Annotated in this window: 24 protein-coding genes and 1 tRNA gene; 12 read left to right on the plus strand and 13 right to left on the minus strand. The window is 57.6% G+C overall.

Annotated elements, in window-relative coordinates; genetic code table 11:
* Window positions 1–31: 31 nt before the first annotated feature.
* The 4 genes from Y5S_RS07355 (at window position 32) to Y5S_RS07370 (ending at window position 5,297) form a co-directional block, all read left to right on the plus strand.
* Window positions 32–1,279, plus strand: a complete 1,248-nt coding sequence (locus Y5S_RS07355) for an aspartate aminotransferase family protein (RefSeq protein ID WP_035231757.1) — start codon at window positions 32–34, stop codon at window positions 1,277–1,279.
* 167 nt (window positions 1,280–1,446) lie between these two features.
* Entirely contained in the window at window positions 1,447–2,418 is a 972-nt protein-coding gene (locus Y5S_RS07360; RefSeq protein ID WP_035231759.1) for a D-2-hydroxyacid dehydrogenase, read from the plus strand.
* Window positions 2,419–2,488: 70 nt separating this feature from the next.
* Window positions 2,489–3,895: an amidase gene (locus Y5S_RS07365; RefSeq protein WP_035231763.1), complete on the plus strand. Its 1,407-nt coding sequence runs from the start codon at window positions 2,489–2,491 to the stop codon at window positions 3,893–3,895.
* 193 nt (window positions 3,896–4,088) lie between these two features.
* A complete protein-coding gene (locus tag Y5S_RS07370) occupies window positions 4,089–5,297 on the plus strand; it encodes a pyridoxal phosphate-dependent aminotransferase (protein ID WP_035231765.1) in 1,209 nt (402 codons plus the stop codon).
* 213 nt (window positions 5,298–5,510) lie between these two features.
* On the opposite strand, the gene secF is transcribed toward Y5S_RS07370, so the two are convergent.
* The 10 genes from secF to lptF all read right to left on the minus strand — a co-directional run bounded on the left by secF (window position 5,511) and on the right by lptF (window position 14,799).
* Window positions 5,511–6,434 (minus strand): protein translocase subunit SecF, encoded by a 924-nt coding sequence (gene secF, locus Y5S_RS07375; RefSeq protein ID WP_035231766.1) that lies wholly within the window; start codon window positions 6,432–6,434, stop codon window positions 5,511–5,513.
* A 12-nt stretch (window positions 6,435–6,446) separates the two neighbouring features.
* On the minus strand, window positions 6,447–8,327 hold the full coding sequence (gene secD / locus Y5S_RS07380) for a protein translocase subunit SecD (protein ID WP_035231769.1): 1,881 nt from the start codon (window positions 8,325–8,327) through the stop codon (window positions 6,447–6,449).
* A 77-nt stretch (window positions 8,328–8,404) separates the two neighbouring features.
* Window positions 8,405–8,767, minus strand: coding sequence for a preprotein translocase subunit YajC (gene yajC, locus Y5S_RS07385; protein ID WP_156107628.1), 363 nt, complete (start codon window positions 8,765–8,767; stop codon window positions 8,405–8,407).
* A 19-nt stretch (window positions 8,768–8,786) separates the two neighbouring features.
* Entirely contained in the window at window positions 8,787–9,899 is a 1,113-nt protein-coding gene (gene tgt, locus Y5S_RS07390) for a tRNA guanosine(34) transglycosylase Tgt (protein WP_035231771.1), read from the minus strand.
* Window positions 9,896–10,990, minus strand: coding sequence for a tRNA preQ1(34) S-adenosylmethionine ribosyltransferase-isomerase QueA (gene queA / locus Y5S_RS07395; RefSeq protein WP_035231865.1), 1,095 nt, complete (start codon window positions 10,988–10,990; stop codon window positions 9,896–9,898). Before queA ends, tgt begins: the two co-directional genes overlap by 4 nt.
* A gap of 255 nt (window positions 10,991–11,245) precedes the next feature.
* A complete protein-coding gene (locus Y5S_RS07400) occupies window positions 11,246–11,719 on the minus strand; it encodes an RDD family protein (protein ID WP_035231772.1) in 474 nt (157 codons plus the stop codon).
* Window positions 11,720–11,780: 61 nt separating this feature from the next.
* Window positions 11,781–11,867: transfer RNA gene (locus Y5S_RS07405), tRNA-Leu, on the minus strand.
* 40 nt (window positions 11,868–11,907) lie between these two features.
* Window positions 11,908–12,618 carry a PP2C family protein-serine/threonine phosphatase gene (locus Y5S_RS07410; protein WP_035231775.1) on the minus strand — a complete coding sequence of 237 codons (711 nt, stop codon included), beginning with the start codon at window positions 12,616–12,618 and terminating at the stop codon, window positions 11,908–11,910.
* 1 nt (window position 12,619) lies between these two features.
* The gene (lptG, locus tag Y5S_RS07415; RefSeq protein WP_035231776.1) at window positions 12,620–13,681 is read right to left on the minus strand and encodes an LPS export ABC transporter permease LptG; all 1,062 of its coding nucleotides are present in this window, start codon (window positions 13,679–13,681) and stop codon (window positions 12,620–12,622) included.
* Entirely contained in the window at window positions 13,678–14,799 is a 1,122-nt protein-coding gene (lptF, locus tag Y5S_RS07420) for an LPS export ABC transporter permease LptF (protein ID WP_269319439.1), read from the minus strand. Before lptF ends, lptG begins: the two co-directional genes overlap by 4 nt.
* A gap of 242 nt (window positions 14,800–15,041) precedes the next feature.
* Between lptF and Y5S_RS07425 the strand changes: the two genes are divergently transcribed.
* From Y5S_RS07425 to Y5S_RS07450, 6 genes are all read left to right on the plus strand, one after another.
* A complete protein-coding gene (locus Y5S_RS07425; protein WP_035231779.1) occupies window positions 15,042–16,511 on the plus strand; it encodes a leucyl aminopeptidase in 1,470 nt (489 codons plus the stop codon).
* 61 nt (window positions 16,512–16,572) lie between these two features.
* Entirely contained in the window at window positions 16,573–16,992 is a 420-nt protein-coding gene (locus tag Y5S_RS07430) for a DNA polymerase III subunit chi (protein ID WP_035231781.1), read from the plus strand.
* Window positions 16,993–17,022: 30 nt separating this feature from the next.
* The gene (locus tag Y5S_RS07435) at window positions 17,023–17,355 is read left to right on the plus strand and encodes a hypothetical protein (RefSeq protein ID WP_035231784.1); all 333 of its coding nucleotides are present in this window, start codon (window positions 17,023–17,025) and stop codon (window positions 17,353–17,355) included.
* A gap of 108 nt (window positions 17,356–17,463) precedes the next feature.
* The gene (locus Y5S_RS07440; protein ID WP_035231786.1) at window positions 17,464–20,223 is read left to right on the plus strand and encodes a valine--tRNA ligase; all 2,760 of its coding nucleotides are present in this window, start codon (window positions 17,464–17,466) and stop codon (window positions 20,221–20,223) included.
* 22 nt (window positions 20,224–20,245) lie between these two features.
* Complete coding sequence (locus Y5S_RS07445) at window positions 20,246–20,812, plus strand: TetR/AcrR family transcriptional regulator (protein ID WP_035231788.1); 567 nt, start codon at window positions 20,246–20,248, stop codon at window positions 20,810–20,812.
* A gap of 9 nt (window positions 20,813–20,821) precedes the next feature.
* Window positions 20,822–21,619 (plus strand): class I SAM-dependent methyltransferase, encoded by a 798-nt coding sequence (locus tag Y5S_RS07450; RefSeq protein ID WP_035231789.1) that lies wholly within the window; start codon window positions 20,822–20,824, stop codon window positions 21,617–21,619.
* A 10-nt stretch (window positions 21,620–21,629) separates the two neighbouring features.
* On the opposite strand, the gene Y5S_RS07455 is transcribed toward Y5S_RS07450, so the two are convergent.
* Window positions 21,630–22,316, minus strand: a complete 687-nt coding sequence (locus Y5S_RS07455) for a TetR/AcrR family transcriptional regulator (protein ID WP_035231792.1) — start codon at window positions 22,314–22,316, stop codon at window positions 21,630–21,632.
* A gap of 50 nt (window positions 22,317–22,366) precedes the next feature.
* Window positions 22,367–22,594, minus strand: a complete 228-nt coding sequence (locus Y5S_RS07460; protein WP_035231794.1) for a DUF2061 domain-containing protein — start codon at window positions 22,592–22,594, stop codon at window positions 22,367–22,369.
* Between the two features lie 215 nt (window positions 22,595–22,809).
* Between Y5S_RS07460 and Y5S_RS20000 the strand changes: the two genes are divergently transcribed.
* A complete protein-coding gene (locus Y5S_RS20000; protein WP_035231797.1) occupies window positions 22,810–23,793 on the plus strand; it encodes a DUF4382 domain-containing protein in 984 nt (327 codons plus the stop codon).
* A complete protein-coding gene (yegS, locus tag Y5S_RS07470) occupies window positions 23,786–24,688 on the plus strand; it encodes a lipid kinase YegS (RefSeq protein ID WP_035231799.1) in 903 nt (300 codons plus the stop codon). The genes Y5S_RS20000 and yegS overlap by 8 nt, the downstream gene beginning before the upstream one ends.
* Here the strand turns inward: yegS and Y5S_RS07475 are convergent.
* A complete protein-coding gene (locus tag Y5S_RS07475) occupies window positions 24,677–25,219 on the minus strand; it encodes a fused DSP-PTPase phosphatase/NAD kinase-like protein (RefSeq protein WP_035231801.1) in 543 nt (180 codons plus the stop codon). The genes yegS and Y5S_RS07475 overlap by 12 nt on opposite strands.
* Between the last annotated feature and the right edge of the window lie 32 nt (window positions 25,220–25,251).

The following is a 25,251-nucleotide window of genomic DNA, read 5'->3' on the forward strand; positions in this document are numbered from 1 at the left end:
CGCCGCCAATACGCGACAGAAAGGAGGCGCCATGAGTCATCTGTCCCCCCTGCTGGTACAGTCCAGCGGCATTTGTGCGGAGCGCGGCGAAGGAAGCTGGCTCTATGACAAGGACGGCAATCGCTGGCTGGATTTCACATCAGGCATCGGCGTAACGGCCACCGGTCATTGCCACCCCAAAGTCGTGGCAGCAACCCAGCAACAAGTCGCCAAACTGGTGCATGCCCAGTACGCCACCGTCACCCATCCCAATATGCTGGCATTGACAGATCGCCTCTATCACCACCTTCCACAAGGCCTGGATGCGGTGGCTTTTTCCAACTCTGGCAGTGAATCCGTGGAAGCGGCAGTGAGACTCGCGCGGCAAGCGACCGGACGCACCAATCTAATCGCGTTCAGGGGCGGCTTCCATGGTCGCACCCTGGCGGCAGCGTCGCTGACCACCTCCACCAGCAAGGTCCGCACCGGATGGCAGCCCCTCATGGCAGGGGTCAGCATCGCGCCCTTCCCTCATGCCTACCGCTACAACCAGGACATGGACGAGTGCGTGGCGGCCTGCCTGCATGAGCTGGATCATATCTTTGCCACCGAGTGTAATCCGGCGGACACTGCGGCCATGATCATCGAACCCGTGCAGGGTGAGTACGGCTACTACCCGGCCACAGAGACCTTCATGAAAGGCCTGCGCGAACGCTGTGACAAGCATGGCATCCTGCTGATCGCTGATGAAATCCAGGCCGGCTACGGACGTACCGGCAAGTTCTGGAGCCATGAACATTACGGCGTGAAACCGGACATGATTATCACCGCCAAAGGGTTGGCCAGTGGCTATCCACTCTCTGCCATTGCCGCCAGCAAGGAACTGATGAATCACGGCTACCCCGGTTCCCAGGGCGGCACCTATGGCGCCAATGCGGTCGCCTGTGCAGCTGCACTGGCCACACTGGATGTAATTGAAGAAGAACAGCTGGTTGCCCGGGCAGAAAAACTCGGCAACCAACTTCGCAATCATCTGGAAGGACTGCGGGCAAATCATGACGGCATCGACGAGATTCGTGGTGCCGGCCTGATGCTGGGCGTAGAAATGGTCAGCGCCCCTCATAAACCCGACGGCGATCGTGCAGCGCGCATCCTCAAGCATTGCGAACAGAACGGGATGCTGATGCTGCGTTGTGGTAGCCAGGGGCAGGTCGTGCGATGGTTGCCACCGCTCACCGTGACCGAAGCGGAGATAGAAAAGGCCGTGGGTCTGTTCGAAGCCGCTTTGAAAGAAACCTGAGTTGCAAGTGACAAGTTTCAAGTTGCAACGCGCTTGAGCATCACAGGGATTCAAGCGTCCTCGCCGCGACCATAATTTGGTCGCGGACTCTGAGCCGGAAGCCCCCTGTCGTTAATCCGCGTTGTAACTTTCGACAGGAAACTTGCAACAGAAACCAAGGAGTACCAATGACACAACCCACCATCACCGTCCTGCTCGCTGAAGACGAACCCAGCCTGCCCGGCCTGGATTCCCTTTCCGGTCAGGCCGAGGTGCGTGAGGCGCGGACGCGTGCCGAACTGGAAGCAGCGCTCCCCGTCAGCGACGTACTGGTGGTTACCGATTTTCGTACCGAGATGCTGGCCGAAGTGTGGCCGAATAATTGTCCTGTGCGCTGGGTGCATGCCACCAGCGCCGGGGTGGATGCCTTGATGATCGACCCGATTCGCAACAGCGACATTGTCGTCACCAACGCCCGCGGCATTTTTGATCGTGGCATTGCTGAATACGTGCTGGGAGCCTTGCTGATGTTTGCCAAGGACTCTCTGACCAATCTTGCGCTGATGAAGACACACCGCTGGCAGCATCGTGAAACCCGCTTGCTGCGCGATAGCCGTGCCGTTGTGGTCGGGGCAGGCTCTATCGGGCGTGAAGTTGCCACCCTGCTCCGCGCGCTCGGCGTTCATGTGCTAGGTACCGCACGCAATGCACGGGAAGATGCAGCCTTTGAGAAAGTGTTCGCCCAACAGGCACTGCCGGATCTGCTTCCGGAAGCAGACGCGGTCATTATCACCGCCCCGCTGACACCCGACACTGAGGGACTGTTTGATCCCGACCAGTTTTTACGCATGAAGCCCGGAGCCATACTGGTGAATGTGGGCCGTGGGCCGATTGTTCAGACTGAGGCATTACTGGCTGCGCTTCAGAGCGGACGGCTTGGCGGCGCGGCTCTGGATGTGTTCGAGGAAGAGCCCCTGCCCGCCGATCACCCCCTTTGGGATCAGCCCAACGTAATGATCTCTGCCCACATGGCCGGGGACTTCATCGGCTGGCGCGCTGCATTGGGCCAACAGTTTGTCGATAACTTTCAACGCTGGCAGCAAGGCGAGCCCCTGAATAATCCTGTCAGCAAGGAACATGGCTATGTAAGTAATGCCTGAACCAGAAGGACAGTGGTTTTTTCACTGCCCCGGCTGAATCAGGTGTAGCGTCAAACCAGGAGGGATGCCGATGAGCAAGGAATTACTGACCATGAGCGCCCAAGCGCTCAAGACTGCCTACCAGGCCGGTGCATTATCACCGGTGGAGGTCTGCACCAGCCTGCTGGATCACATCGAGCAACACGATGATGCCCTGAATGCCTGGTGCCTGATTGACCGCGAGACAACGCTGCAATGGGCGCGGGAATCAGAGCAACGCTATCAGGATGGCAAACCACAGGGGCTGCTTGACGGTGTTCCGGTTGCGGTCAAGGATGTCTTCCTCACCCCCATGTGGCCAACAGTGAAGGGGTCGAAAACTATCGATCCTGAGTCCACACTCAACAAGCGCTCTCCTGCGGTAGCCGCTCTGGAGCGCCATGGCTATGTCCCGCTTGGTAAAACCACAACCCCCGAGTTTGGCTGGAAGGGGATCACCGACAGCCCCCTTTGCGGCCCGACCAACAACCCCTGGGACCCGAGTAAAACCGCCGGAGGCAGTAGTGGCGGCAGCTCCGCTGCAGTGGCGGCCGGCATGGCTCCCCTGGCACTGGGTACCGACGCAGGCGGCTCCATCCGTATTCCTGCCGGTTTCTGCGGCATCGTCGGCCACAAACCCACTTTCAGCGAAGTTCCACACTGGCCCGCCAGTCCATTTGGCACTCTGGCTCACGCCGGCCCGATGACGCGTACCGTTGCCGACGCCGCCCTGATGATGAACGTGATGACCGAAGCGGACCCTCGCGACAGCCTGGCGGCTCCGCGCCGCAACATCGACTATGTCCGTGAGCTGCATCAGCCAATGAAAGGCCTGCGGATCGCCATGAGCCCCAATCTGGGTTATGTGGATGTGGATGCCGAAATCGTCAACGCCTTCAAGGAAGCCGCTAAAGTTTTCGAAGCGTTGGGAGCCATCGTCACGGAAGCCGACCCGGGGTTCAGTAATCCGCTGGCCGCATTCAGTCACCTGTTCTACAGCGGTGCCGCCAACGCCATGCGCGACCTGGGTGATCGACAACGAGAACAAATGGACCCGGCACTGGTGGAGGTGGCCAGCAAGGCAGAAAAACTCAGCATGCTCGACTATCTGGGTGCCATGAACGAGCGCATGGCGGTAAGCGAACGCATGGCGGTATTCCACACCAAGTACGATTTGCTGATCACCCCCACATTACCCATCGCCGCCTTCGATACTGATCGCGAGGTGCCCGTGGACTGGCCCAGCACCCGCTGGCCCACATGGACGCCCTTTACCTACCCCTTCAACATGACCGGGCAACCCGCCCTGTCTGTGCCAATGGGCCTGAACAGCAATGGCTTGCCCATGGGCCTGCAAATTGTCGGCGCACGCTTTGACGACGCCAGAGTCCTTGCCGCCGGCCATGCCTTCGAACAAACACAACCGTTCGTGCACCTGCCGCCGATGCTGCAGGAATAAACCATTATCGCGGGGCCTCGTCAGTACCGCTATAACCTTGAAAAGAAGCGAGTAACGAGTTACGAGTCACGAAAACCTCAAGATAGGAGCGACATTTTTTTGACTTTCGAAACTCGTTTCTCGTGACTCGAAACTGTTCTATTCGCACCGCCAGCGACGCTCATGCGGATAAGGTTTTTCAGGAAAGGAGAACATGATGGGCAATATCAATCTGGACACGGATTTCTACGAAAGCGAAGACCCGATCTGGAACCCGGCGTTGCTCACCATTCCAGTACCGGGCATTCGCCGCATGGTGAATCTGGCGGCCGACCTGGACGATGTGATTCACCTGTCCATCGGCCAACCGGATTTCAAGCCCCCCGGCCATGTGATCCAGGCGGGCGTGGATGCCCTCAACGCCGGCCAGACCGGTTACACCATGGACGCGGGCCTGCCTGAGTTACTGGAAGCACTGGCAGATTATTACAGCACCCGCTATGGCCGGCCGTTGTCACCGGAAAACCTTATGATTACGACCGGTGCCACCGAGGCGATTTACCTGGCCCTCACCGCAACCTCTGCTCCGGGGCGCGAATTCATCGTGCCAGACCCATCCTTCATGCTGTACGGTCCGCTGATTCGCATGAATGGTGGCACCGTCAAAAGTATCGCCACCCGGGCCGAGAATGATCACCAGCTGGACCCGCAGGAAGTCATCGATGCCATGGGGCCCAATACCTTTGCGGTGGTACTGAATTCCCCCAGCAACCCCACCGGTACCATCTACCCACGGGAAACCATTGAAGCCATCGTCGAGGAAGCCGCCTACCGGGGCATCCATGTGATCAGCGACGAAGTGTACGACCATCTGATCTATGACGGCCGCGAGTATCCCAGTGTGCTCTCCTGCTGCTCTGACCTGGATCATGTCATGGTGATTAGCAGCTTCTCGAAAACCTTTTCCATGGCGGGTATGCGAGTGGGCTGGCTAATTGGTAGCCAGGGCGCCATCAAGAAACTGCGTCGCTACCACATGTTCACCACCACCGTGGCCAACACGCCTTGCCAGTGGGCCGGCGTTGCCGCCCTGCGTGGCAGCAACAACTTTATTGATGCCATGGTGGAAGAATACCAGCAACGTCGCGACCGCCTGGTGGAATTGGTGGAACAAACTCCTCACCTCACCGGCTACCGACCGGAAGGCGCGTTCTATCTTTTCCCCTCTCTCCCGGAAGGCGTAGACGGCGCTAACGTGGCCCTGAAAATGCTGCGGGAAACCGGGGTCTGCACCATCTCAGGCGACACCTTCGGCGAAGCCGGCAAGAGCGCGTTACGCATCAGCTATTCCACTTCCCTGGATCAGATTGAAGAAGCCTTCGAACGGATCATTCCGTGGATGAAGAAACAGAACTTTTCGTAAGGCAGAAGCGAGGAACGAGTTTCGAGTTGCGAAAATCAAAACCCGCTGTTGCTCTTCGAAAATCGTTACTCGTACCTCGTAACTGACACCCCGCAACTACAACCGCCTGCTGGCAGGCTCCTGCGGCAACACCAGAACAAAAAAGCCGCGAACGAATCGCGGCTTTTTTTGTTTTAGCTGTTAACTATTAATTATTAACTGTTAACTGCTTTTTCACGGCATTTCATCAATTTCTTCCGGCTCAGGAATCAGGAAATCCTCCTTGCTCACATTCATCATGAACAAGATGTTGCTGACCACATAAATGGAAGAATAGGTACCGACAGCAATACCCACCAGCAGCGCCTCAGAGAAGGCTCGCATCACTTCACCGCCGAAGAAATACAACGCCACCAATACCAGCAAGGTGGTCAAGGAAGTGTTGATCGTTCTGCTGAAAGTGGCATTCACCGCGTTGTTGATGATCTGGGTCGGATCGTTTTGCCGGGAATTGCGGAAATCTTCACGAATCCGGTCAGCCACCACGATGGAGTCATTGAGTGAGTAACCGATCAGGGCCAGTACCGCTGCCAGCACCGTCAAATCAAACGGCCACTGCACCAGCGAGAACAAACCCAGCACGATGATAACGTCATGGAAAAGTGCCACGACGGTAGCAACACCGAATTTGTTGGAGAACCGGAACCACACGTACAGCATCATCAAACCCAGCGCCAGCAACATGGCGGTACCGGATTCATCACGCAATTCATCTCCAACCTGAGGCCCCACAAATTCCACCTTGAGCAACTCAAGATCTTCATTGTGCAGTTTCAGGGCAGCGTACACATCGTGGCCGATGGTATCGGCATCATCGCCCTCCTTGGGGGCAACACGGATATTCACTTCCTTGGGGGAGCCGTAATGCTGTACAACCGCATCACTAAACCCGGATTCCGCCAGATCCGCCCGCGCCTGGGAGAGCTCCACATCCACCGGGCTCTTCACCACCACGGTGGTACCGCCAGTAAAATCCAGCCCCAGATTCAGCCCACGAGTGACCAGTAACGCAACAGAGGCGATTACCAGCAGCACAGAGAGGATACCCAGCGGTTTGCGGGCACCCATAAAATTGATGTTCATGGTTGCTTTACTCATCGCATCACCGCCTTAAATACTCAGTTTCGCCGGTGCACGGGCACCACGCCCGTAAACCAGTTCAGCCATGGAACGGGTACCGATAATGGCCGTGAACATTGACGTCAGGATGCCGATAAACAGGGTCACCGCGAAGCCCTGTACCGAGCCGGTACCGGCGGCGAACAGGATCACTGCCACAATCAGGGTGGTGATGTTGGCATCCAGAATGGTGGTAAAAGCGCGGGCATAACCTTCTTCAATGGCTTGACGGGGATTGAGGCCACGGCGCAAGTCTTCCTTGATTCGCTCGAAGATCAGTACATTCGCATCCACCGCCATACCCACGGTCAGTACGATACCGGCGATACCCGGCAGCGTCATGGTGGCCCCCGGAATCAAAGACATGATGCCGACAATAATGATCAGGTTGCCCAGCAGTGCCACGTTGGCAATCAAGCCAAACAGCTTGTACCACACCACCATAAACACCAGCACCAGCGCCAGCCCAAGCGCCATGGATTTGAGACCAGCTTCGATGTTTTCCGCACCCAGGCTGGGGCCCACAGTACGCTCTTCCACGATGCTCACCGGAGCCGCCAGAGAACCGGCACGCAGTAACAGTGCGAGTTCAGAGGCTTCAGCGGGATTGTCCAGGCCGGTAATCCGGAAACGACTGCCCAGGGTGTCCTGGATCGTCGCCACGTTAATCACGTATTTGTCTGTAGAGCTGATGATCTTGTCGACCAACTTGCCATCGTCACCTTCGACTTTCTCCACATCGGTCTTGGTTTCGATGAACAGCACGCCCATGGGGTTACCCACGTTCTTGCCGGTGATGCGCTGCATCCGCTTGGCACCGTCGGCATCCAGGGTCACGTTCACTTCCGGCGAGCCGGACTGCTGATCGAAACCCATGCGGGCATCAATCACCTGATCACCGGTGGCAATCTTGGATTTGTTCAAGGCAACGATCCGACCTTCCTGGCCTTTGAACGGGAAGAATTCCAGCCCCGGAGGCGCAATGCCGGTACGCAGACGTGCAGAGGAAACGCTGTTGTCTACAAGGCGGAATTCCAGCGTCGCGGTACGCCCCAGAATACGGCGTGCCTGTGAAGCATCCTGAATACCTGGCAACTGCACCACAATACGATCCGAACCCTGGCGCTGCACTACCGCTTCCGCCACACCCAGTTCGTTCACCCGCTTGTTCAACGCAGTACGGTTCTGATCTACCGCGTAGTCCTGCATTTCTTTCAAGGCGCTGTCATTCAGCACCAGCACGGTTGCCGGTGAATCGCCGGCCGGCTTCATGGTGAATTGATTCAGCGCCTGACGCAGTGGTGCACGCGAGGCATCGGCCGCCACCTGGTCAGCAAAGGTGACCGTCAGGGTGGTGCCATCCACGTCCACGCTGCGATAGCGCACACCCGCATCCCGCAGGGTCAGCTTGGCACTCCCCGCCGAGGCTTCCATACGGCTGGTGATCACCGCATCCATATCTACCTGCAGCAAAAAGTGCACACCGCCGCGCAGGTCCAGGCCCAGATTCATGGGGCTGGCACCAATGGCACGCAGCCATTGCGGGGTGGTTTCTGCCAGGTTGAGGGCGACCACATAGTTGTCGCCGAGGGTGTCGACTGCCAGCTCGCGGGCACGCAGCTGCGCTTCCGTGTCGGACAAACGCACCAGCAATGAGGTCCCTACGGTTTCTCCCGGACCATGCTGAAGGCCGGCGGAATCCAGAGCGCTCAGTACACGTTGGCGGCTCATTTCAGAGACTTCACCACCCGCATCGGCGTGACTGATCTGGATGGCCGGGGCATCCGGGTAAAGGTTGGGCAGGGCATAAAGGCCGCAAACAACAAGGGCGGCCAAAAGCAGGAAAAATTTCCAGCGTGGATAGCGTGTCATAGCTCTTTCCGGTGTTTTATTCCGGTTTGTGTCCGGTGTCATGAAAAAGCCCCGTCATGGCGGGGCTGAGCCTGGTGCTAGATGGACTTGATGGTGCCTTTAGGCAGAGTGGCCTGGATGCTCTGCTTTTGCAGTTTGATTTCCAGGTTATTGCTGATTTCTACCACCACAAAATCATCGGTCACCTTGGCAATCTTGCCGAGGATGCCACCACTGGTGACCACCTCATCACCCTTGTTCAGATTTTCCACCAGGCTCTTGTGCTCCTTGGCACGCTTCTGCTGCGGGCGAATCAGGAAGAAGTAGAACACCACCATCATCACGACCAGCATGATCAGCTCGACGCCACCCGGACCGGCCGGTGCAGCAGGCGCAGCAAACGCCGGGGAAACCAAGGCGGACGCCATCAAGGCCAGCAGGGAACGCATTGCGATTTTCATTGATTACTCCAGTAAACAGTCATAACGCCGGGGTTTGCTCACCCCGAGCAGCATAGAAGTCGTCCACAAAGGCGGACAATGTACCCCCTTCAATGGCCCCCCGCAATCCAGCCATCAGGCGCTGGTAATAGCGCAGGTTATGGATGGTATTGAGCTGGGAGCCAAGCATTTCATTACAGCGATCCAGATGATGCAGATAGCTGCGCGAGAAATGCTGGCAGGTATAGCAATCACAACCTTCCTCCAGGGGAGCCAGGTCATGACGATGTTTGGCATTACGGATCTTGATCACCCCTTGCGAGGTAAACAGATGACCGTTACGCGCATTGCGCGTGGGCATCACGCAATCGAACATATCGACACCGCGACGCACCGCTTCGACGATGTCTTCCGGTTTGCCCACGCCCATCAGGTAACGGGGGCGATCTTCCGGCATGTGCGGGGTCAGGTTGCCCAGGGTTCGGAGCATCTCTTCCTGGGGCTCGCCGACACTGAGGCCGCCCACCGCATAGCCGTCAAAGCCAATATCCACCAGCCCGGCCAGCGACTCGCGACGCAGGTTGTCGTACATGCCGCCCTGAACAATACCGAAACAGGCCGCATCATTGCCCTCATGGGCGTCCTTGGAGCGTTGCGCCCAGCGCAACGACAGCTCCATGGAATCGCGGGCCTGCTGCTCGGTGGCAGGAAACGGGGTGCATTCATCAAAGATCATGCAGATATCACTGCCCAGAGAACGCTGCACCTGCATGGCACGCTCCGGGGTCAGCTCCACCCTGTCACCGTTAATCGGGTTCTTGAATACCACGCCCTGCTCGGAAATCTTGCGCATCTCGCCCAGACTGAACACCTGAAAACCACCGGAATCGGTCAGAATCGGCTTGTCCCACTGCATGAATCCATGCAGGGAGCCGTGGGCCTCAATCACTTCGGTGCCTGGGCGCAGCATCAGATGGAAGGTATTACCCAGACAGATCTCGGCACCGGTATCGGCCAGATCCTTCGGCAGCATGCCCTTCACGGTGCCATAGGTACCCACCGGCATGAACGCCGGAGTCTGGATAGTACCCCGCGGAAAGGTAATCTCCCCCCGACGCGCCGCGCCATCGGTGGTGTTGAGCTGGAATGTCATTCGGGACATGGATGGACCTTCTGGTCTGACGCCGGACGTCCGACGCCCGACTGCCTTTCAATAAACATGGCATCGCCGTAACTGAAGAAACGGTACTCTGCCTCGATGGCAGCCTGGTAGGCGGCCATGACTCTTTGCTGCCCGGCGAAGGCGCTGATCAGCATCAGCAGCGTGGACTTGGGCAAGTGGAAATTGGTCAACAGACACTCCACCAGCCGGAACTGATAACCGGGAAAGATGAAGATATCGGTTTCCCCCTGCCCTGCCTGCAAGCCGCCGGACTGGCTGGCTGCTTCCAGCGCACGCAATGCCGTCGTCCCAACCGCCACAATTCGGCCACCGCGAGCATGGGCCTGCGCCACTTGTTCAACCAGCGTGTCCGGAATCTGGTAGCGCTCGCTGTGCATGTGATGATCTTCCACCCGGTCCACTCGCACAGGCTGAAACGTCCCTGCCCCTACATGGAGGGTGACATAGCCAATATCAACCCCGTGCTGCTCCAGCGCCGCCAGCATCTCGTCGTCAAAATGCAGGCCGGCAGTGGGTGCCGCTACGGCCCCGGGCTCACGGGCATAGACCGTCTGGTAGCGCTCCATGTCACCGACTTCATCCGGACGGTCGATGTAGGGCGGCAGCGGCACATGGCCGATCTGCTCCAGTACATCCAGCAAGGTGCCACAGCCGCTTTCTTGTGAAGAACCACAACCCTGAAACTGCAGGATAAACAAGGCATCCCGGCGGCCGGTGACCTGGGCACGTACGCCCTGGTCAAACTGCAGCCAGCTTCCCGGCTTGGGGGATTTGGAGGCGCGCACATGGGCCAGCGCCTCGTGATCATCCACCACCCGCTCAATCAGCACCTCGACCTTGCCGCCGCTGTCCTTCTGGCCGAACAGTCGGGCAGGGATCACCCGGGTGTCATTAAAGATCAACAGATCCCCAGGACGCACATGGCTCAGCAGATCCGGGAATTGCTGGTGCTGCAGGTTGTCACGGGTAAGCGCCAGCAGGCGCGCATCGCGGCGCTGGGCGGGAGGATGGCGGGCAATCAGCCCGTCAGGGAGTTCAAAATCAAAATCGTCGACGTTCACGTACTGTACCGGCACGGAAGTTCAAGGGGTGCCAAGGATACCCGCTATTGGAAAGGGAAAAAACACCCTTCACGACTTCTACGGAGTCCCCCGTAGGAGCTCCTCTCGAGGGGCGAATCCGAGCCTTGGCGAGGAAATGCAATGGCACCAGGCTCCAGCTCGCTCTGGAGAAACCCGGCGGTTCTTCTCACTAACACGTGATTCGTCCCTCAAGAGGAACGCCTACAGCGGCTTTGCGAGAAGGGAGGGATGGAATCAGCGCTTCTTTGCCTGTTTCGGCAACTGCACCGTAGCCGTGGCAGAAAGACGGTCATGCAGGGTCTGGTGAGGCGCAATCAGCACCACCAGATAGCCGGCGCCAAACAGCCCCCATGACAGGCAGGCAGCCAGAAAACGCGCCAGGGTTTGCCACAACTTCACGGGACCACCCCTGTAATCACGCACCTGCAGACGCCAGGCCCGCATGCCCAGAGTCTGGCCGCCACGCATCCAGAACCAGGCGTAGAACAGCCATGTCTCCAGCATCAGGATGGGGAAAAGCAGCCCCTGCAGATAAGCAGGTGCGGCTCTGTCCACGCCATTTATGGATTCCACGGGCAGGCCAAGGGTCGGGTATACCAGTACAAAGATACCGGCAGTGACGAACCACAACGCCATCACCAAAAAGCCGTCATAGACCAACGCCATCAGGCGTTTGAGCAAACCGGCTGGGGGAGCATAATCAGTCATGCATCACTCCGTCGGACATCCGACATAAAAAAGCCCGCATAAAGCGGGCTTTTTTATTGTTTGGTACCAGAGGCCGGACTTGAACCGGCACGCCCGTGAAGGCAACGGATTTTGAATCCGTCGTGTCTACCAATTCCACCACTCTGGCAGTGGGGCGCGAGTATACCAGCCCGCGCTGGCTTTTCCAGTTATTCTTCCTCGTCTGCGGAAACAATAACCGCAGTCACATTATCCCGGCTCTGGCGATCCAGCGCGGCTTTCAGTACGCCAGACGCTGAAACCCGGTGTTGCATCAATGAAGCGAGGTTCTCAACGGTCAGCACCGAATGGACGCCATCACTGGTAAGCAAAAAACGCTCATCGCCGGTCACCTCAAAGCGGGCCTGCTCCAGCGACAGCTTCTCTCCAATCCCAACAGCCTGGTAAATCACATTGGCCCTGGGGTGCGCCATGGCCTGTTGCTCCGTCAACTGCCCGGCATCCACCAGTGCCTGCACCGGAGTATGATCGCGAGTCAACATGGCCATCGCATCGTCGTTATACCGGTAAAGCCGGGAATCGCCAGCCCACATCACCGCCGCCTCACCGCGGTATACCAGCAATACCACGACTGTGGCCCCCATGGGTTTGCTGCGCATATTAATGGCGGCATGGTGCCGAATGGCATGGTTGACGGTTTGCAGAGCCGTCTCCACTGCAACTAACCGGTGAGCAATCCCCCCACCAAGAAACAAAGACTCCAGGCTTTCCCGCACCATGGTGGCCGCCAAGTCGCCGGCTTCATGACCCCCCATTCCATCGATAACCGCCCACAGGCCATCACCGTCGCGACAGACCAGTGCATCCTCGTTTTCTGCCCTTCTCCCCTTGTGAGTGCGTCCCTGCCCCCTCCAGATCATCTCATCGCACCCGCTGCAGCAACCACACACCAAGAATCAAGCACAGCACCGGCGGCAACGCTGCTGCCACCAATGGCTCGGTATTAAATACCAGTGACAACTGGCCAAAAAATTGCTGCCCGTAATGGAATATCAGCCCAGCCACGATACCCGCGGTCAGACGCAGGCCCATGGTCACTTCCCGCAGCGGGCCGAACACAAACGAAATAGCGATCAACACCATGCCAATGGTCGCCACCGGCATGAACAGCTTCTGCCAGAAACTGAGCATATAATCCGCCGTTTCCAACCCTTGCCGCTTCAGGTAAGCGGTGTATTCCAGCAGCTTGGCTAACGCCAGATTATCGGGCTTTAGTACCACAATACTGAGCAACTGCGGTGTCAATTTGGTTTCCCACTGGCCGTTGTCACGGCTGTAGGTTTCGGTACGTTCCTCTGTTAGCCGGGTTCCGGTGATGCCTTCCAGAGCCCACTCCTCCCCCTGATAAATTGCCCGCTCCACGAACTGGGTTTCCTGCAACTTGTGCCTTTCATCGAACCGGTAACGGGTCAGGCCGTAGAGTACGCCGTTAGGCTGTACCGCATTGATATGAATAAATTCTTTCCCTTCCCGGTGCCAATAACCGTACTTGGAACGCAGCGCTTCACCGCCGCCCTCGGCCATGGAGCGATTACTCTGCGCCACCTGCTCGGTATAGGGCGTCAGATATTCGCCCAAGGGAATGGACAGAATTATCATTAGCAGCACCGGGCGCAGCACCAGCCAGCTCACCCGCAACGTGGACACACCAGCAGCCCGAATGACCGACAGCTCGCCGCTATTGGCCAACAATCCCAAACCGATCAGGGTACCCAGCAAAATTGCCATGGGCAGATATTCATAGATTCGTCTGGGCGTGGTGGTGAGAATGAACTGCAACGCCTGCCAAACCTGGTAGTTGCCGCGTAAAGCTTCCAGTTCATAAATAAAGCCGAACAGGCAATCCAGGCCTACGATAATGGCCAGAATCGCCAAGGTGGGCACCAGTACCGCTCGCCAGAAATAGCGATTCAGCAACCTCATGCTGTCGCCCTCCTGCGGAAAATGCGCCCGCCAAAATACAGAAAGAATACGGTTATTGCGGCCACCAGATGAATCCAGGCCATGTGCAGATACCAAGGCACAGGCCCTCCTCGGTGATCTTCAATGGCACTGCGACACACCAGCAACATGCCCACATACAACATGTAGCCCAGCACGGCGGGAATCAGTCGATAAAAGCGCCCCTGCCTGGGATTCACTCTGGCCAGCGGAATAGCCGCCAGCGCCATAATCGGCACCGTCAGAATCAACGACAGGCGCCACTGCAGTTCAGCCATGGCATCGCGGTTATCTGCTCGCTCAGCAACAAGCTCGTGGGTTGGCCGACCACGCACTTTGGGGGGGCGGCTGTCGGATTTCTCGCCACCGATCCGTACCTTCGCCTCATTAAAGCCAATTTCACGGTAGTCTCGCTGGCCCGGCTTACCCTGATATTGAAAACCATCGGTGAGCAGCAGGTAACTTACCCCATCTTCCAGAACCAGCTTGCCGCTCTTGGCCCACACGGTAAGCAGACGATTGGCCTCCCCCTGCCCCTCAAAACGCGCGTCAGCCACGAACACATTTTCCAGCACTCCCTTCTCACGATTCAGGTGCTCGGCATAGGTGGCGCGCTGAGCGTTACGGGACCCTTTCACATGAAAACGGCCGGGGGTGAGCAATTCCAGCACGGAGCGATCCTTCTGCTCCTCAAAGATTCGAGTGACCTCCGCATCCCCTCGTGGGGTCACATAGAGGGAGAACATCCCCACCACCGTGGTCGCCATCAACACCGGCACCACTAATGAGCGCACGACCCGGCCATGGCCCTGCCCACCGGCCTGCAACACAACCATTTCGTTATCCATGTGCATACGGCCCAGCACCAATAACAGGGCGATATACAGGCTCAGAGGGACAATCATCTGCAGGAATTCCGGCATCCGGAATGCCATTACCAGAAACAGGGCATCGGCAGCGATTTCACCCGCCGCCGCTTCCGCCAGATATTTAATGAAACGACCACTGACCAGCACCATCACCAAAATGAAGGTGACCATGACTGTGGTCATGAAGACTTGCCGATTGATATAGCGATGAAGAATCAAGGGGTAGCCCACTCGTCCTTGTCTGCAAGAGAGATGTTGATGTCCATAATGGCAGGCAACCCTGCGACACCGACACGCTCCGCTCGAAATAAACGCCACCGGGAACAATACAGACCAGTGACTGCGGAGAATTTGGCCTAGTGTAACTGACCGACCATGAAAGGTGATAATGGTTCGCGCCCCCGATTGCGTTTCCTGCGCCGAGGCCCCACTATTTCCCGATGCAGCAGTAGCTCACCGAAATTGGAGACAACATGGATTTCACGGCAACAAACCGCCCCCTGGACAAGATCAAGGCGGATGCACTGATTGTAACGATGGGCAAGAAAAGCGACCTGCCCACCGCGCTCCCGGAAAAAACAGGCAAACAGCTGGCCGCCCTGATCAAGGCTGGCGACTTTAGCGGTAGCAAGGGGCAAACTGCCTGGTTGCACAACCCCGCCGGCATCAGTGCCGACCGTATCCTGCTGGTCGGCACCGGCGACAGCCAGCCCAGCGATCAGCAATGGCAATCCCTGTTGCGTAATATCGTTAAAGCAGTCATTAGTGCCCCCGTGAAACACGCGGTTCTGTTGCTCGACGACACCCTGCCCCAAACACTGGAATGGCAAGTCCGCGAAGGCTCCCGCCTGGTAGAAGAAGGTGGTTACCGTTTCGACCAGTATCGCAGCGCCCCCGCCCCGGCCAGCAAACTCGCCAAGTGGACGTTCTGGCACGCGCAGAAAGACGCTGCGCTGACCAAGGCCCACAAGACCGGCAAGGGCGTCGCCGACGGGGTCAATCTGGCCCGCGATCTGGGCAACCTGCCGCCCAACGACTGCTATCCGGAATACCTCAGCGGCGTCGCCCGTGATCTGGCCAAGCAGTATGAAAAACTGACGGTCAAAGTAGTCAGCCAGGCCCAGGCCGAAAAGATGGGCATGGGGGCCTTTGTTGCTGTCGCCAAAGGTTCTGAACGCCAGGGCCAGATCATCGTGATGGAATACAAGGGCGCCAAACCCACCAAGCAGGGCCCGGTGGCACTGGTCGGCAAAGGCATTACCTTCGACACCGGCGGCATTTCCCTGAAGCCCGGTGCCAACATGGACGAAATGAAGTACGACATGGGCGGGGCCGCCAGCGTGTTTGGCACCGTGAAAACCGTGTGCGAACTGAACCTGCCGATCCATCTGGTGGCCGTAGTGGCAGCAGCGGAGAACATGCCCGATGGCCGTGCTTCCCGCCCCGGCGACATCGTCAAGACCATGTCCGGCCAGACCGTAGAAATTCTCAACACTGACGCCGAAGGGCGCCTGGTACTGTGCGACGCCTTGACCTATGTGCAGAAGAAGCACAAACCGCACACGGTGATCGACATCGCCACCTTGACCGGCGCGTGTGTGGTCGCTCTCGGCTCCCATGCCCAGGCCGTCTATGCTAACGATGATGCGCTCAGCCAGGCATTGATCGATGCCGGACAAGCGACCGGAGACCGTGGCTGGCCCATGCCCCTGTGGGATGAATACCAGAGTCAGCTGGACAGCCCCTTCGCCGACATGCAGAACATTGGCGGCCCCAAGGGGGGCTCCATCACAGCCGCCTGCTTCCTGTCCCGGTTTGCCAAGGAAGTGAAATGGGCCCATCTGGACATCGCCGGCACCGCCTGGATCAGCGGCGGCATGAGCAAAGGGGCCACCGGCCGCCCAGTCCCGATGCTCACCCGCTACCTGATGGATAACGCCTGAGGCCGGTTGCCATGCGCCTGACGTCGCGTCAGGCGCTGGCATCAAGCATCCAGATTCCGATATGACTGAAGTGACTTTCTATTTAAGCAACAAGGCCGGCGACGGCGTCCGTCAGGCGTTGGCGTGGCGTATTGCCGACAAAGCGCTGAAACAGGGCCGCCTGGTCTATATCCATTGCCAGAATGAGGCTCATGCACGAGAGCTCGACGACGCATTCTGGCACACTCCCAAGACTGGATTTCTGCCCCACGCAGTCCATCAGGATAGCCCGGCACCAGTGATTCTGGGCCATGGTTCTGACCCGGGCGACCACCACGACGTGCTAATCAACCTGACCGATCAGGTGCCGGATTTTGCCTCCCGCTTCCAGAGGGTGGCAGAAATGATCAGTGGGGAGGAGAATGAGAGACAGGCTGGCCGCCAGCGCTTCCGTTTCTACCGTGAGCGGGGCTTTCCGGTCACCACTCACGAACTGGGCTGAGCCTTTGCCGCCCCGTTTAGGATCACAGGCATGAAAGACGACCGAGAATCACGCAAGCAGGCGCTACTCAAGGAGCTGGGAGATATCCAGTCCCTGCTTGATGATATGGAATCGTCACCGTCCACCAATCGAAATAGCGCCCTGGACAGCGAGCAGATCCGCAAGCTGGCCAGCGAGCGAACCAATCCGTTCCTGAGTACTGCCAACCCTGCTCCGGCCCAACCAGCCCCCCAGCGGCCCCAGCAGAAGCTGAGCCCAAGCGAAATTGAACAGATTGTGGACTCACTGGTAACCGAAGCCTTACCCAAACTGGAACAGGCTCTGCGCATGCGTCTGCGAGATGCGTTACGACGCAAGAACTAACGCTCCTCCTGCCAGCCTCTTCGCCTTCAGGGCGCGACGTCGCCGCCCGGCTTCGTTATAATTCGCCCTCATTTTTGCAGGCAACCTCTTCAGGCACAGGCGCTGATCATGGACAAGACTTACCAACCCGATCGCATTGAGCAATCCTGGTACGAAAGCTGGGAAAAGGCGGGACACTTCAAGCCCTCCGGTCAGGGCGATTCTTTCTGCATCATGATCCCACCGCCCAATGTGACTGGCAGCCTGCACATGGGCCACGCCTTCCAGGACACCATCATGGATACCTTGGTGCGCTACCGCCGCATGCAAGGCCGCAACACCCTGTGGCAGGTGGGCACCGATCACGCCGGCATCGCCACCCAGATGGTGGTAGAGCGCAAGCTGGCCGGTGAAGGTACCAACCGCCATGAGCTGGGCCGTGAAAAATTCCTTGAGAAAGTCTGGGAGTGGAAAGGCGAATCCGGCGGCACCATTACCCGTCAGCTACGCCGCATGGGCGCCAGCGTGGACTGGACCCGTGAACGCTTCACCATGGATGAAGGCTTGTCCAACGCGGTGCGCGAGGTCTTTGTTCGTCTGCATAAGGAAGGGCTCATTTATCGAGGCAAGCGACTGGTCAACTGGGACCCGAAACTGCACACCGCCATTTCCGATCTGGAAGTGGAAAACGTGGAAGAACAGGGCCACATGTGGCACTTCCGCTACCCCCTGTCCGATGGCTCCGGCCACCTGGTGGTCGCCACCACCCGCCCGGAAACCATGCTCGGTGATACCGCCGTGGCCGTGCACCCGGAAGATCCGCGCTACAAGGACATGATCGGCAAGACCATTCGCCTGCCGCTGGCCGACCGCGACATTCCCATCATCGCCGACGATTACGTGGACCCGGACTTCGGCTCCGGCTGCGTTAAAATTACCCCTGCCCACGACTTCAACGACTACGAAGTCGGCAAGCGCCACGACCTGCCGATGATCAATATCCTGACCATCGATGCGGCACTGAATGACGAAGTGCCAGAAGCCTATCGTGGCCTGGACCGGGTGGACGCCCGCAAGAAGGTGGTCGACGATCTGGACGCCCTTGGCCTGCTGGAAAAAGTGGCCGATCACACCCTGCAAGTACCACGCGGTGACCGTTCCGGTGTGATTATCGAACCGTACCTCACCGATCAGTGGTTCGTGGCCGTGGAAGAACTGGCCAAGCCCGCCATCGCTGCGGTGGAAAACGGCGACATCCAGTTCGTACCCAAGAATTACGAAAACATGTACTACTCCTGGATGCGTGACCTGCAGGACTGGTGTATTTCCCGCCAGCTGTGGTGGGGCCACCGTATCCCGGCCTGGTACGACGCTGACGGCAATGTCTATGTAGGTCGCACGGAAGAAGAAGTGCGCGCCGACAATAACCTGGGCGACATCCCCCTGAGCCAGGACGACGACGTACTCGATACCTGGTTCAGCTCCGCCCTGTGGACCTTCTCCACCCTGGGCTGGCCCGATGACGAGGAGATGCTGCGCACCTTCCACCCCACCGATGTGCTGGTCACCGGCTTCGACATCATTTTCTTCTGGGTGGCCCGGATGATCATGATGACCCTGAAGTTCACCGGCGAGGTGCCCTTCAAGAAGGTCTATGTACACGGCCTGGTGCGTGACAACGACGGGCAGAAAATGTCCAAGTCCAAGGGCAACGTGCTCGACCCGCTGGACATGATCGACGGCATCAAGCTGGAAGAACTGGTAGAAAAGCGCACCAAGGGGCTGATGCAGCCGCAGAAGGAAAAGCAGATCACCAAGCGCACCCACAAGGATTTCCCCGACGGCATCAATGCCTACGGCACCGATGCCCTGCGTTTCACCTTCCTGTCGCTGGCCTCCACCGGCCGCGACATCAAGTGGGACATGGGCCGCATCGAGGGCTACCGGAACTTCTGCAACAAGATCTGGAACGCCGCCCGTTACGTGATGATGAACACCGAAGGCCAGGACTGTGGGCTTGAAGGTGAGGTGGAACTGTCCATCGCGGATCGCTGGATCAGCTCTGCCCTGCAACGTGCAGAACAGGAAGTCAGCGAAGCCCTCGACAGTTTCCGCTTTGATGTGGCCAGCCACGCGGCCTACGAGTTCATCTGGAACGAGTACTGCGACTGGTATCTGGAGCTGTCCAAGCCGGTGCTGTACAGCGACGACTACTCAGAAGCCCAGAAACGCGGCACCCGCCGAACCCTGGTGCGGGTGCTGGAAGCTATTCTGCGTCTGGCCCATCCTTTCATGCCTTTCATCAGTGAAGAGATCTGGCAGAAGATCGCACCACTGGCTGGCAAGGATGGCGACACCATCATGCTGCAACCCTTCCCGGCCCCGCAGCATGAGCTGATCGACAACGATGCCGAAACCGGCATCGCCTGGATCAAGAGCGTGATCACCGCGGTGCGCAACATCCGCGGCGAGATGGGCATCCCGCTGGGCAAGGCCCTGCCGCTTTACCTACACAACGGCAAGGACAGTGACAAGGCTCTGCTCGACGCCAACCGCACCTTCCTCAGCAAACTGGCCAAGCTGGAATCCATCACCTGGCTGACCCCGGAAGATTCCGCCCCGGCCTCTGCCACCGCTCTGGTCGGTGACATGGAAATTCTGGTGCCCATGGCTGGCCTGATCGACAAGGAAGCCGAGATTGAACGTCTCAGCAAGGAAATCGACAAACTGCGCAAGGAAGTGGGCCGTGCCGAAGGCAAGCTGAAGAACCCGAACTTTGCCGACAAGGCACCGCAGGCGGTGGTCGACAAGGAAAAGGCCAAGCTTGATGATTACCGCTCCCAGCTGGCCAAGCTGGAAGAGCAGCTGGAAAAGATCAAGTATCTGTAATCACTACAGGGACCACTGAGTCATGGATGACCCGCGCCGCGCCCGCATACTCATTGCCGCCCAGGAGGTCTTCGCCCGCGAAGGCTTCCGTACCGCAGAGGTGAAAACCATTGCGGAACAGGCAGCAGTGGGCAAGGCCACTATCTACAAGTTCTTCGCCTCCAAGGAAGCGCTGCTGCTCACCATTGTTGAAGAGAACCTCAACGATATTCGCGACATCATCCTGTCCTCTTTAATAAGTGTGGAATCACCCCTGCAGCGTCTGGAAGACCTGTGCCGCCGGGTGGCCCGCTATCTGGAACAGAACCAGGCATTCAGTCGGGTATTGATTCAGGAAGCCGGGGATTTCATGGGCGATATCCAGCGCCAGTATCTGGCCCTGATCGAACAGAACCTGCCGGTAGCCGATGCGTTCTTCAATGAACTTCGCAAAGACGGCTATTTCGTCGCCCTGCCCACCCGCGATACCATCCTGATGATGGTCAATCTGGTGATTGGCAGCACTTACACCTGGGCACTCACCGGCTCAGGCAGTCTGGAAGAACAAGCCGCAGATTACATGAAGGTACTGATCCGCGGCCTCAGATAGGACGAGATCATGCGTATTGCCGTTGTTTTTGCTGCGCTCTTGCTGAGCGCGCAACCTCTCATCGCCGATTCCTTTGAGGAAATTCTGGATGCGCCGCACCGTAGCGCGGCAGAAAAAAGCCGAGACACCTACCGCCATCCCGCCGAGACGCTACAGTTCTTCGATGTGCAACCCGACATGACCGTGGTGGAAATCTGGCCCGGTGCCGGGGGCTGGTACACCAGCATTCTCGCGCCCTACCTACATGAAAAAGGGACTTTCTATGCGGCCCAGTTCCCTGAAGACAGTGACATCGCGTTTTATCGCCGCTCTGTCACCCGCTTCAAGGAAAAACTCGCAGGCCACCCCGACATTTACAACCATGTCCGCATTACCGCCCTGTACCCACCCAACTACAGCACGATTGCACCGGCGGGCACAGTAGATCGTGTGCTCACCTTCCGCAATGTGCATAACTGGGCCAAATCAGGCAAAACAGAGGCCGTATTCGCCAGCTTCTTTGCTGCCCTTAAACCAGGAGGAATTCTTGGCGTGGTTGAGCACCGTGCCCCGGAAGTTCGTCCATTGTCCCGGCAGATTGAAACTGGCTATATGAGCGAAGGGTATGTGATCGAACAGGCGGAAAAAGCAGGATTCAAGCTGATTGATCGTTCAGAGATCAATGCCAACCCGAAAGACCAGACCAATCACCCTGCAGGCGTATGGAGCTTGCCGCCAACCCTGCGGCTGGGAGATCAAGACCGCGACGTCTATCAAGCGATCGGCGAAAGCGACCGCATGACACTGAAATTCGTAAAGCCGGAATAACCCGGAACGATCAGGATGCGACGTGGCGCTCAAGCATACCGGGCGTCACCTCTCCCAGCACCAATGATTCGGCAATACCGATTGCCACACGCTGACACTGCTCAAGGCGCTCCTGAGAGAACCCGCCATCATCAAAGATATACAATGAATAGTTTTCCAGCATCCACAACATGGTGCGAAACACCAGCGGATCATAGTCGCGACCGGTAAAGCGGCTGATCTGTGCCGTCAGCACTTCCGAAGCAATCCCCTGGGCGCGCATGCGGTGGGGAGCCAGCGCCGACGAGGAGGAGCGCGCCTCTTCCATCATTAGCTTTATGATCGGCCCCATGCTGACGTGGTACTCAAAATACACCTTGGTGGTATTACGAATAATATCGTTAGCAGAACCGGCCAGCTTCACTTCCTTGTGAAAGTGCAGCAGCATATTGTCCACAAAGATACGGTAAATACTTTCCAGCACATCCATCTTGTTGCGGAAGTATTTATAGAAAGTGCGCCGGGACACATCCGATGCATCCAGCAAATGCTGAACCGTGGTTCGCTGCAAGCCTCGCTGGGCAAAAACCTGCATTGAGTGAATAAGAATCTCCGCTCTCGCCTGGGAACGCTGCGCCCCCTCCTCGCGAGCGTGCACTTCAAGCACCTGATTCACTACCTGACGAATCGCATCTATGTCACTGCTACGACTTTGCACCTGACACCCACCCCTGAAAATGTATACTTGCTGCAAGCTTAACCAACGGTTTATGCAGAGTAAACACTGAGTTTATCCCCTGGCATGACCATTTCGTTCAAGGATTGTCCATTCTGGCGACGCTTCCACACCTTCTCATGGAAGTGATACGCCACTGTATTAATACAAGGCTCGACCAGCGCTGTCAGCCCGCCAATCCTCCAGTCGCCGGTCATCATCCAGACCACAGCAAAGGCCACGGAGAAGTGCACTGCCGCAAAACTCATTGTTTTGATCATAACAACCTCCTTCTGATAACGATTATCATTTAATTCCCATAAATCACTAAATCCAATCGTCCTATCTGTCACATCGAAATATCTGATTGCGCCAGCTCTCGAGGTGCAAACTCCCCCCAGTTGTTAATAGTTGTAAAGTCACGGATCAAATCTCCGAAACCGCAGACCAACCTGTATAGGCTTGAAATTGCCCCTCATTGAACAAGGAGAATCTGATGAAACAGTACATCGCGCTTGCCGCCGCCACGGCGCTATTTACTGCCTGCGGAGGCGATTCGGACAGCAACGATCCGGCACAACAGCAAACCGGCGACGTCAGTTTTTCCATGACGGATGCACCGGCGGATGATATCGAGCAGGTACAGCTGACGGTGCATGCCGTCTCCTTCAAGCCAGCCGAAGGGCCTGCCGAATACCATGAACTGGATGAGCCCCTTGTTATCGAAAACCTGCTGGATCTGCAGGGCAGTGAATCCACTGTCATTTTGCCGACCACAGAAGTCCCCGCCGGCCGCTATAACTGGGTACGGCTGCACGTACTTGGCGGCGCCGGCAACAGTTTTGTTGTCGATGACACTGGCGGGCAGTACGACCTTTACGTCCCAGGCCAACAAAATGGTTCCGAGAAGGTCCGCCATGTTCAGCTTGTCAGTGGCTTTGTCGTCCCAGTTAATGGAGAAGTGAACTTTACCCTGGATGTGGACTTGCGCCGGGCAATCACCAAACCCGCAAATCAGGATCACTACCTGCTCCGCCCAGCCATCCGCATGGTTGATAACAGCGTAATAGGCACAGTCAGTGGCACCATTGCTGACAGCCTGATCACCGATGAAAGCTGTACATCACAGCTGGAAGGCGAAACGCTTGAAGGTAATGCGGTCTACCTCTACCTGAATGAAGATGCTGATACCGGTGACATCTATCTCGACAGTCAGGGCGAACCTGCCGATGCCAGCAACCCGGTCACGACGGCCAACGTACGGTACGACGGCGAGACAGACAGCTACCAGTTCGAAATCGGGTTCGTACCTGCAGGCGCATACACAGTGGCATTCACATGCCAGGCGCTGGATGACGATCCGGAAACAGATCAAACCCTGGTGTTCCCGGCACAACGCAATATCTCAGTGGAAGCCAACACCACCACACCTGCCGATCTGCCTGAACCTTTGCCAGAAGCAGAGTCCGTCAGTGAGTAATTCGCACTGGTTGATTCTGCATGGCAAGGAAGCCAGCAATGACGCATTGCGACGGGCCGTACTGGCCCGTCGCGATGAAGGCATCGCGATCGAGGTCCGCGTTACCTGGGAAGCGGGTGACGCCGAGCGCCTGGTCAAGGAAGGTCTTGATGCAGGGGCTCGTAGCTTTATTGCTGCAGGCGGCGATGGATCTGTCCGGGACATCGTCAATGCCATGATGCACCACGGTGAGGGAGACCTGGCCCTGGCGATTGTGCCCCTTGGCACTGCCAACGATTTCGCGACGGCTGCCGGAATGACTGACGGCATGGATGACGCCCTCTCACTACTAGATCAGTCGCCGGTCTGCTGTGATGTCGTGAAGATCAATAATCAGTACTTCCTGAACATGGCAACCGGAGGGTTCGGCACAGAGGTCACCACCCAGACTTCCGAAGAGTTAAAAAAACTCCTCGGGGGAGCCGCCTATTTTCTGACGGGCATCAGCAAATTCACCGAGATTGAAGCGGCATCCGGTCGCTTTTATGGCGATGACTTTGAATGGGAAGGCGAGTTTCTCGCCTGCGGGTTGGGCAACGGCCGTCAAGCAGGAGGTGGGCAGCAACTCTGTCCTGATGCCCTGATCAATGATGGATTGCTTGATATCGCTATTCTGCCGGCAGAATTGGATCTGCTGGCGGGCGTGAGAGAACTGTTTGACAGTGAAGCCCGGCAAGACCCGGATCACCAGGGACTCTTTATCCGCGGCAAGGCACGGCAGCTAACGGTAGAAACCCCTTCTCCCATGCACTTCAACCTTGACGGAGAACCCATCAAGGACACCCGCTTCGACATTCAGGTGATACGTGAACGCTTGAAGCTTTACCTGCCTCAACCTTGCCCGTTACTGGGCTGACATCCCTGGCTGCGCCGCACAGCGGAGAATGAACTCGCGAACACGCTCGCGGCGGGCGTCAAGCTTGTGACCATACAGAGGAAAATGTTTCCACACTGCCTGGTCTTTCACTCCAAAGCGGCGCGTCGCGACAGCCACGACCATCATGCCAGTGCGTATCACGCCCATTTCACAATGAACCAGGCAGACACTGTCCTGGCGGTCCAGCTCGGCCACAAACAGCTCGATCTGGGCTTCTGTCGGTGGGGTATCCTGAGCCATGGGAATATTCACCAGGCGAATACCTTTGCGCTGACAAAACCGGATTTGCCGATCGTACCAGCCTTTCTTGCCGTACTCGGACTCCAGCCTCAGATTGATGATGGTGTTCACCTTCAATATCCGGTTGACCACCCACAAGCCGATCGGCCCCAGAGTACCACTTCGGTACAACTTACCGGTCTTCACTGGACGGAAGTGGTACATCACCTTGTGATAGCGGTACACAAGAATGACAACAACAACGGCGCATGGCAGTAAATACAGCAACATGACCCGGCTATGGCAGCGCTAGCTCTGGGGAG

This window comes from Alcanivorax nanhaiticus (genome assembly GCF_000756665.1).
Lineage (GTDB): Bacteria > Pseudomonadota > Gammaproteobacteria > Pseudomonadales > Alcanivoracaceae > Alcanivorax > Alcanivorax nanhaiticus.

Bases quoted from the DNA above. Each gene is read 5' to 3' on its own strand.
- Y5S_RS07440 (WP_035231786.1), top strand. From the start codon at position 17,464: ATGGACAAGACTTACCAACCCGATCGCATTGAGCAATCCTGGTACGAA.
- Y5S_RS07360 (WP_035231759.1), top strand. From the start codon at position 1,447: ATGACACAACCCACCATCACCGTCCTGCTCGCTGAAGACGAACCCAGC.
- tgt (WP_035231771.1), bottom strand. From the start codon at position 9,899: ATGACATTCCAGCTCAACACCACCGATGGCGCGGCGCGTCGGGGGGAG.
- Y5S_RS07450 (WP_035231789.1), top strand. From the start codon at position 20,822: ATGCGTATTGCCGTTGTTTTTGCTGCGCTCTTGCTGAGCGCGCAACCT.
- Y5S_RS20000 (WP_035231797.1), top strand. From the start codon at position 22,810: ATGAAACAGTACATCGCGCTTGCCGCCGCCACGGCGCTATTTACTGCC.
- Y5S_RS07400 (WP_035231772.1), bottom strand. From the start codon at position 11,719: ATGACTGATTATGCTCCCCCAGCCGGTTTGCTCAAACGCCTGATGGCG.
- Y5S_RS07475 (WP_035231801.1), bottom strand. From the start codon at position 25,219: ATGTTGCTGTATTTACTGCCATGCGCCGTTGTTGTTGTCATTCTTGTG.
- Y5S_RS07445 (WP_035231788.1), top strand. From the start codon at position 20,246: ATGGATGACCCGCGCCGCGCCCGCATACTCATTGCCGCCCAGGAGGTC.
- secD (WP_035231769.1), bottom strand. From the start codon at position 8,327: ATGACACGCTATCCACGCTGGAAATTTTTCCTGCTTTTGGCCGCCCTT.
- Y5S_RS07425 (WP_035231779.1), top strand. From the start codon at position 15,042: ATGGATTTCACGGCAACAAACCGCCCCCTGGACAAGATCAAGGCGGAT.
- lptG (WP_035231776.1), bottom strand. From the start codon at position 13,681: ATGAGGTTGCTGAATCGCTATTTCTGGCGAGCGGTACTGGTGCCCACC.
- Y5S_RS07370 (WP_035231765.1), top strand. From the start codon at position 4,089: ATGATGGGCAATATCAATCTGGACACGGATTTCTACGAAAGCGAAGAC.
- Y5S_RS07365 (WP_035231763.1), top strand. From the start codon at position 2,489: ATGAGCAAGGAATTACTGACCATGAGCGCCCAAGCGCTCAAGACTGCC.
- Y5S_RS07355 (WP_035231757.1), top strand. From the start codon at position 32: ATGAGTCATCTGTCCCCCCTGCTGGTACAGTCCAGCGGCATTTGTGCG.
- secF (WP_035231766.1), bottom strand. From the start codon at position 6,434: ATGAGTAAAGCAACCATGAACATCAATTTTATGGGTGCCCGCAAACCG.
- yajC (WP_156107628.1), bottom strand. From the start codon at position 8,767: ATGAAAATCGCAATGCGTTCCCTGCTGGCCTTGATGGCGTCCGCCTTG.
- Y5S_RS07460 (WP_035231794.1), bottom strand. From the start codon at position 22,594: ATGATCAAAACAATGAGTTTTGCGGCAGTGCACTTCTCCGTGGCCTTT.
- Y5S_RS07410 (WP_035231775.1), bottom strand. From the start codon at position 12,618: ATGATCTGGAGGGGGCAGGGACGCACTCACAAGGGGAGAAGGGCAGAA.
- Y5S_RS07435 (WP_035231784.1), top strand. From the start codon at position 17,023: ATGAAAGACGACCGAGAATCACGCAAGCAGGCGCTACTCAAGGAGCTG.
- Y5S_RS07430 (WP_035231781.1), top strand. From the start codon at position 16,573: ATGACTGAAGTGACTTTCTATTTAAGCAACAAGGCCGGCGACGGCGTC.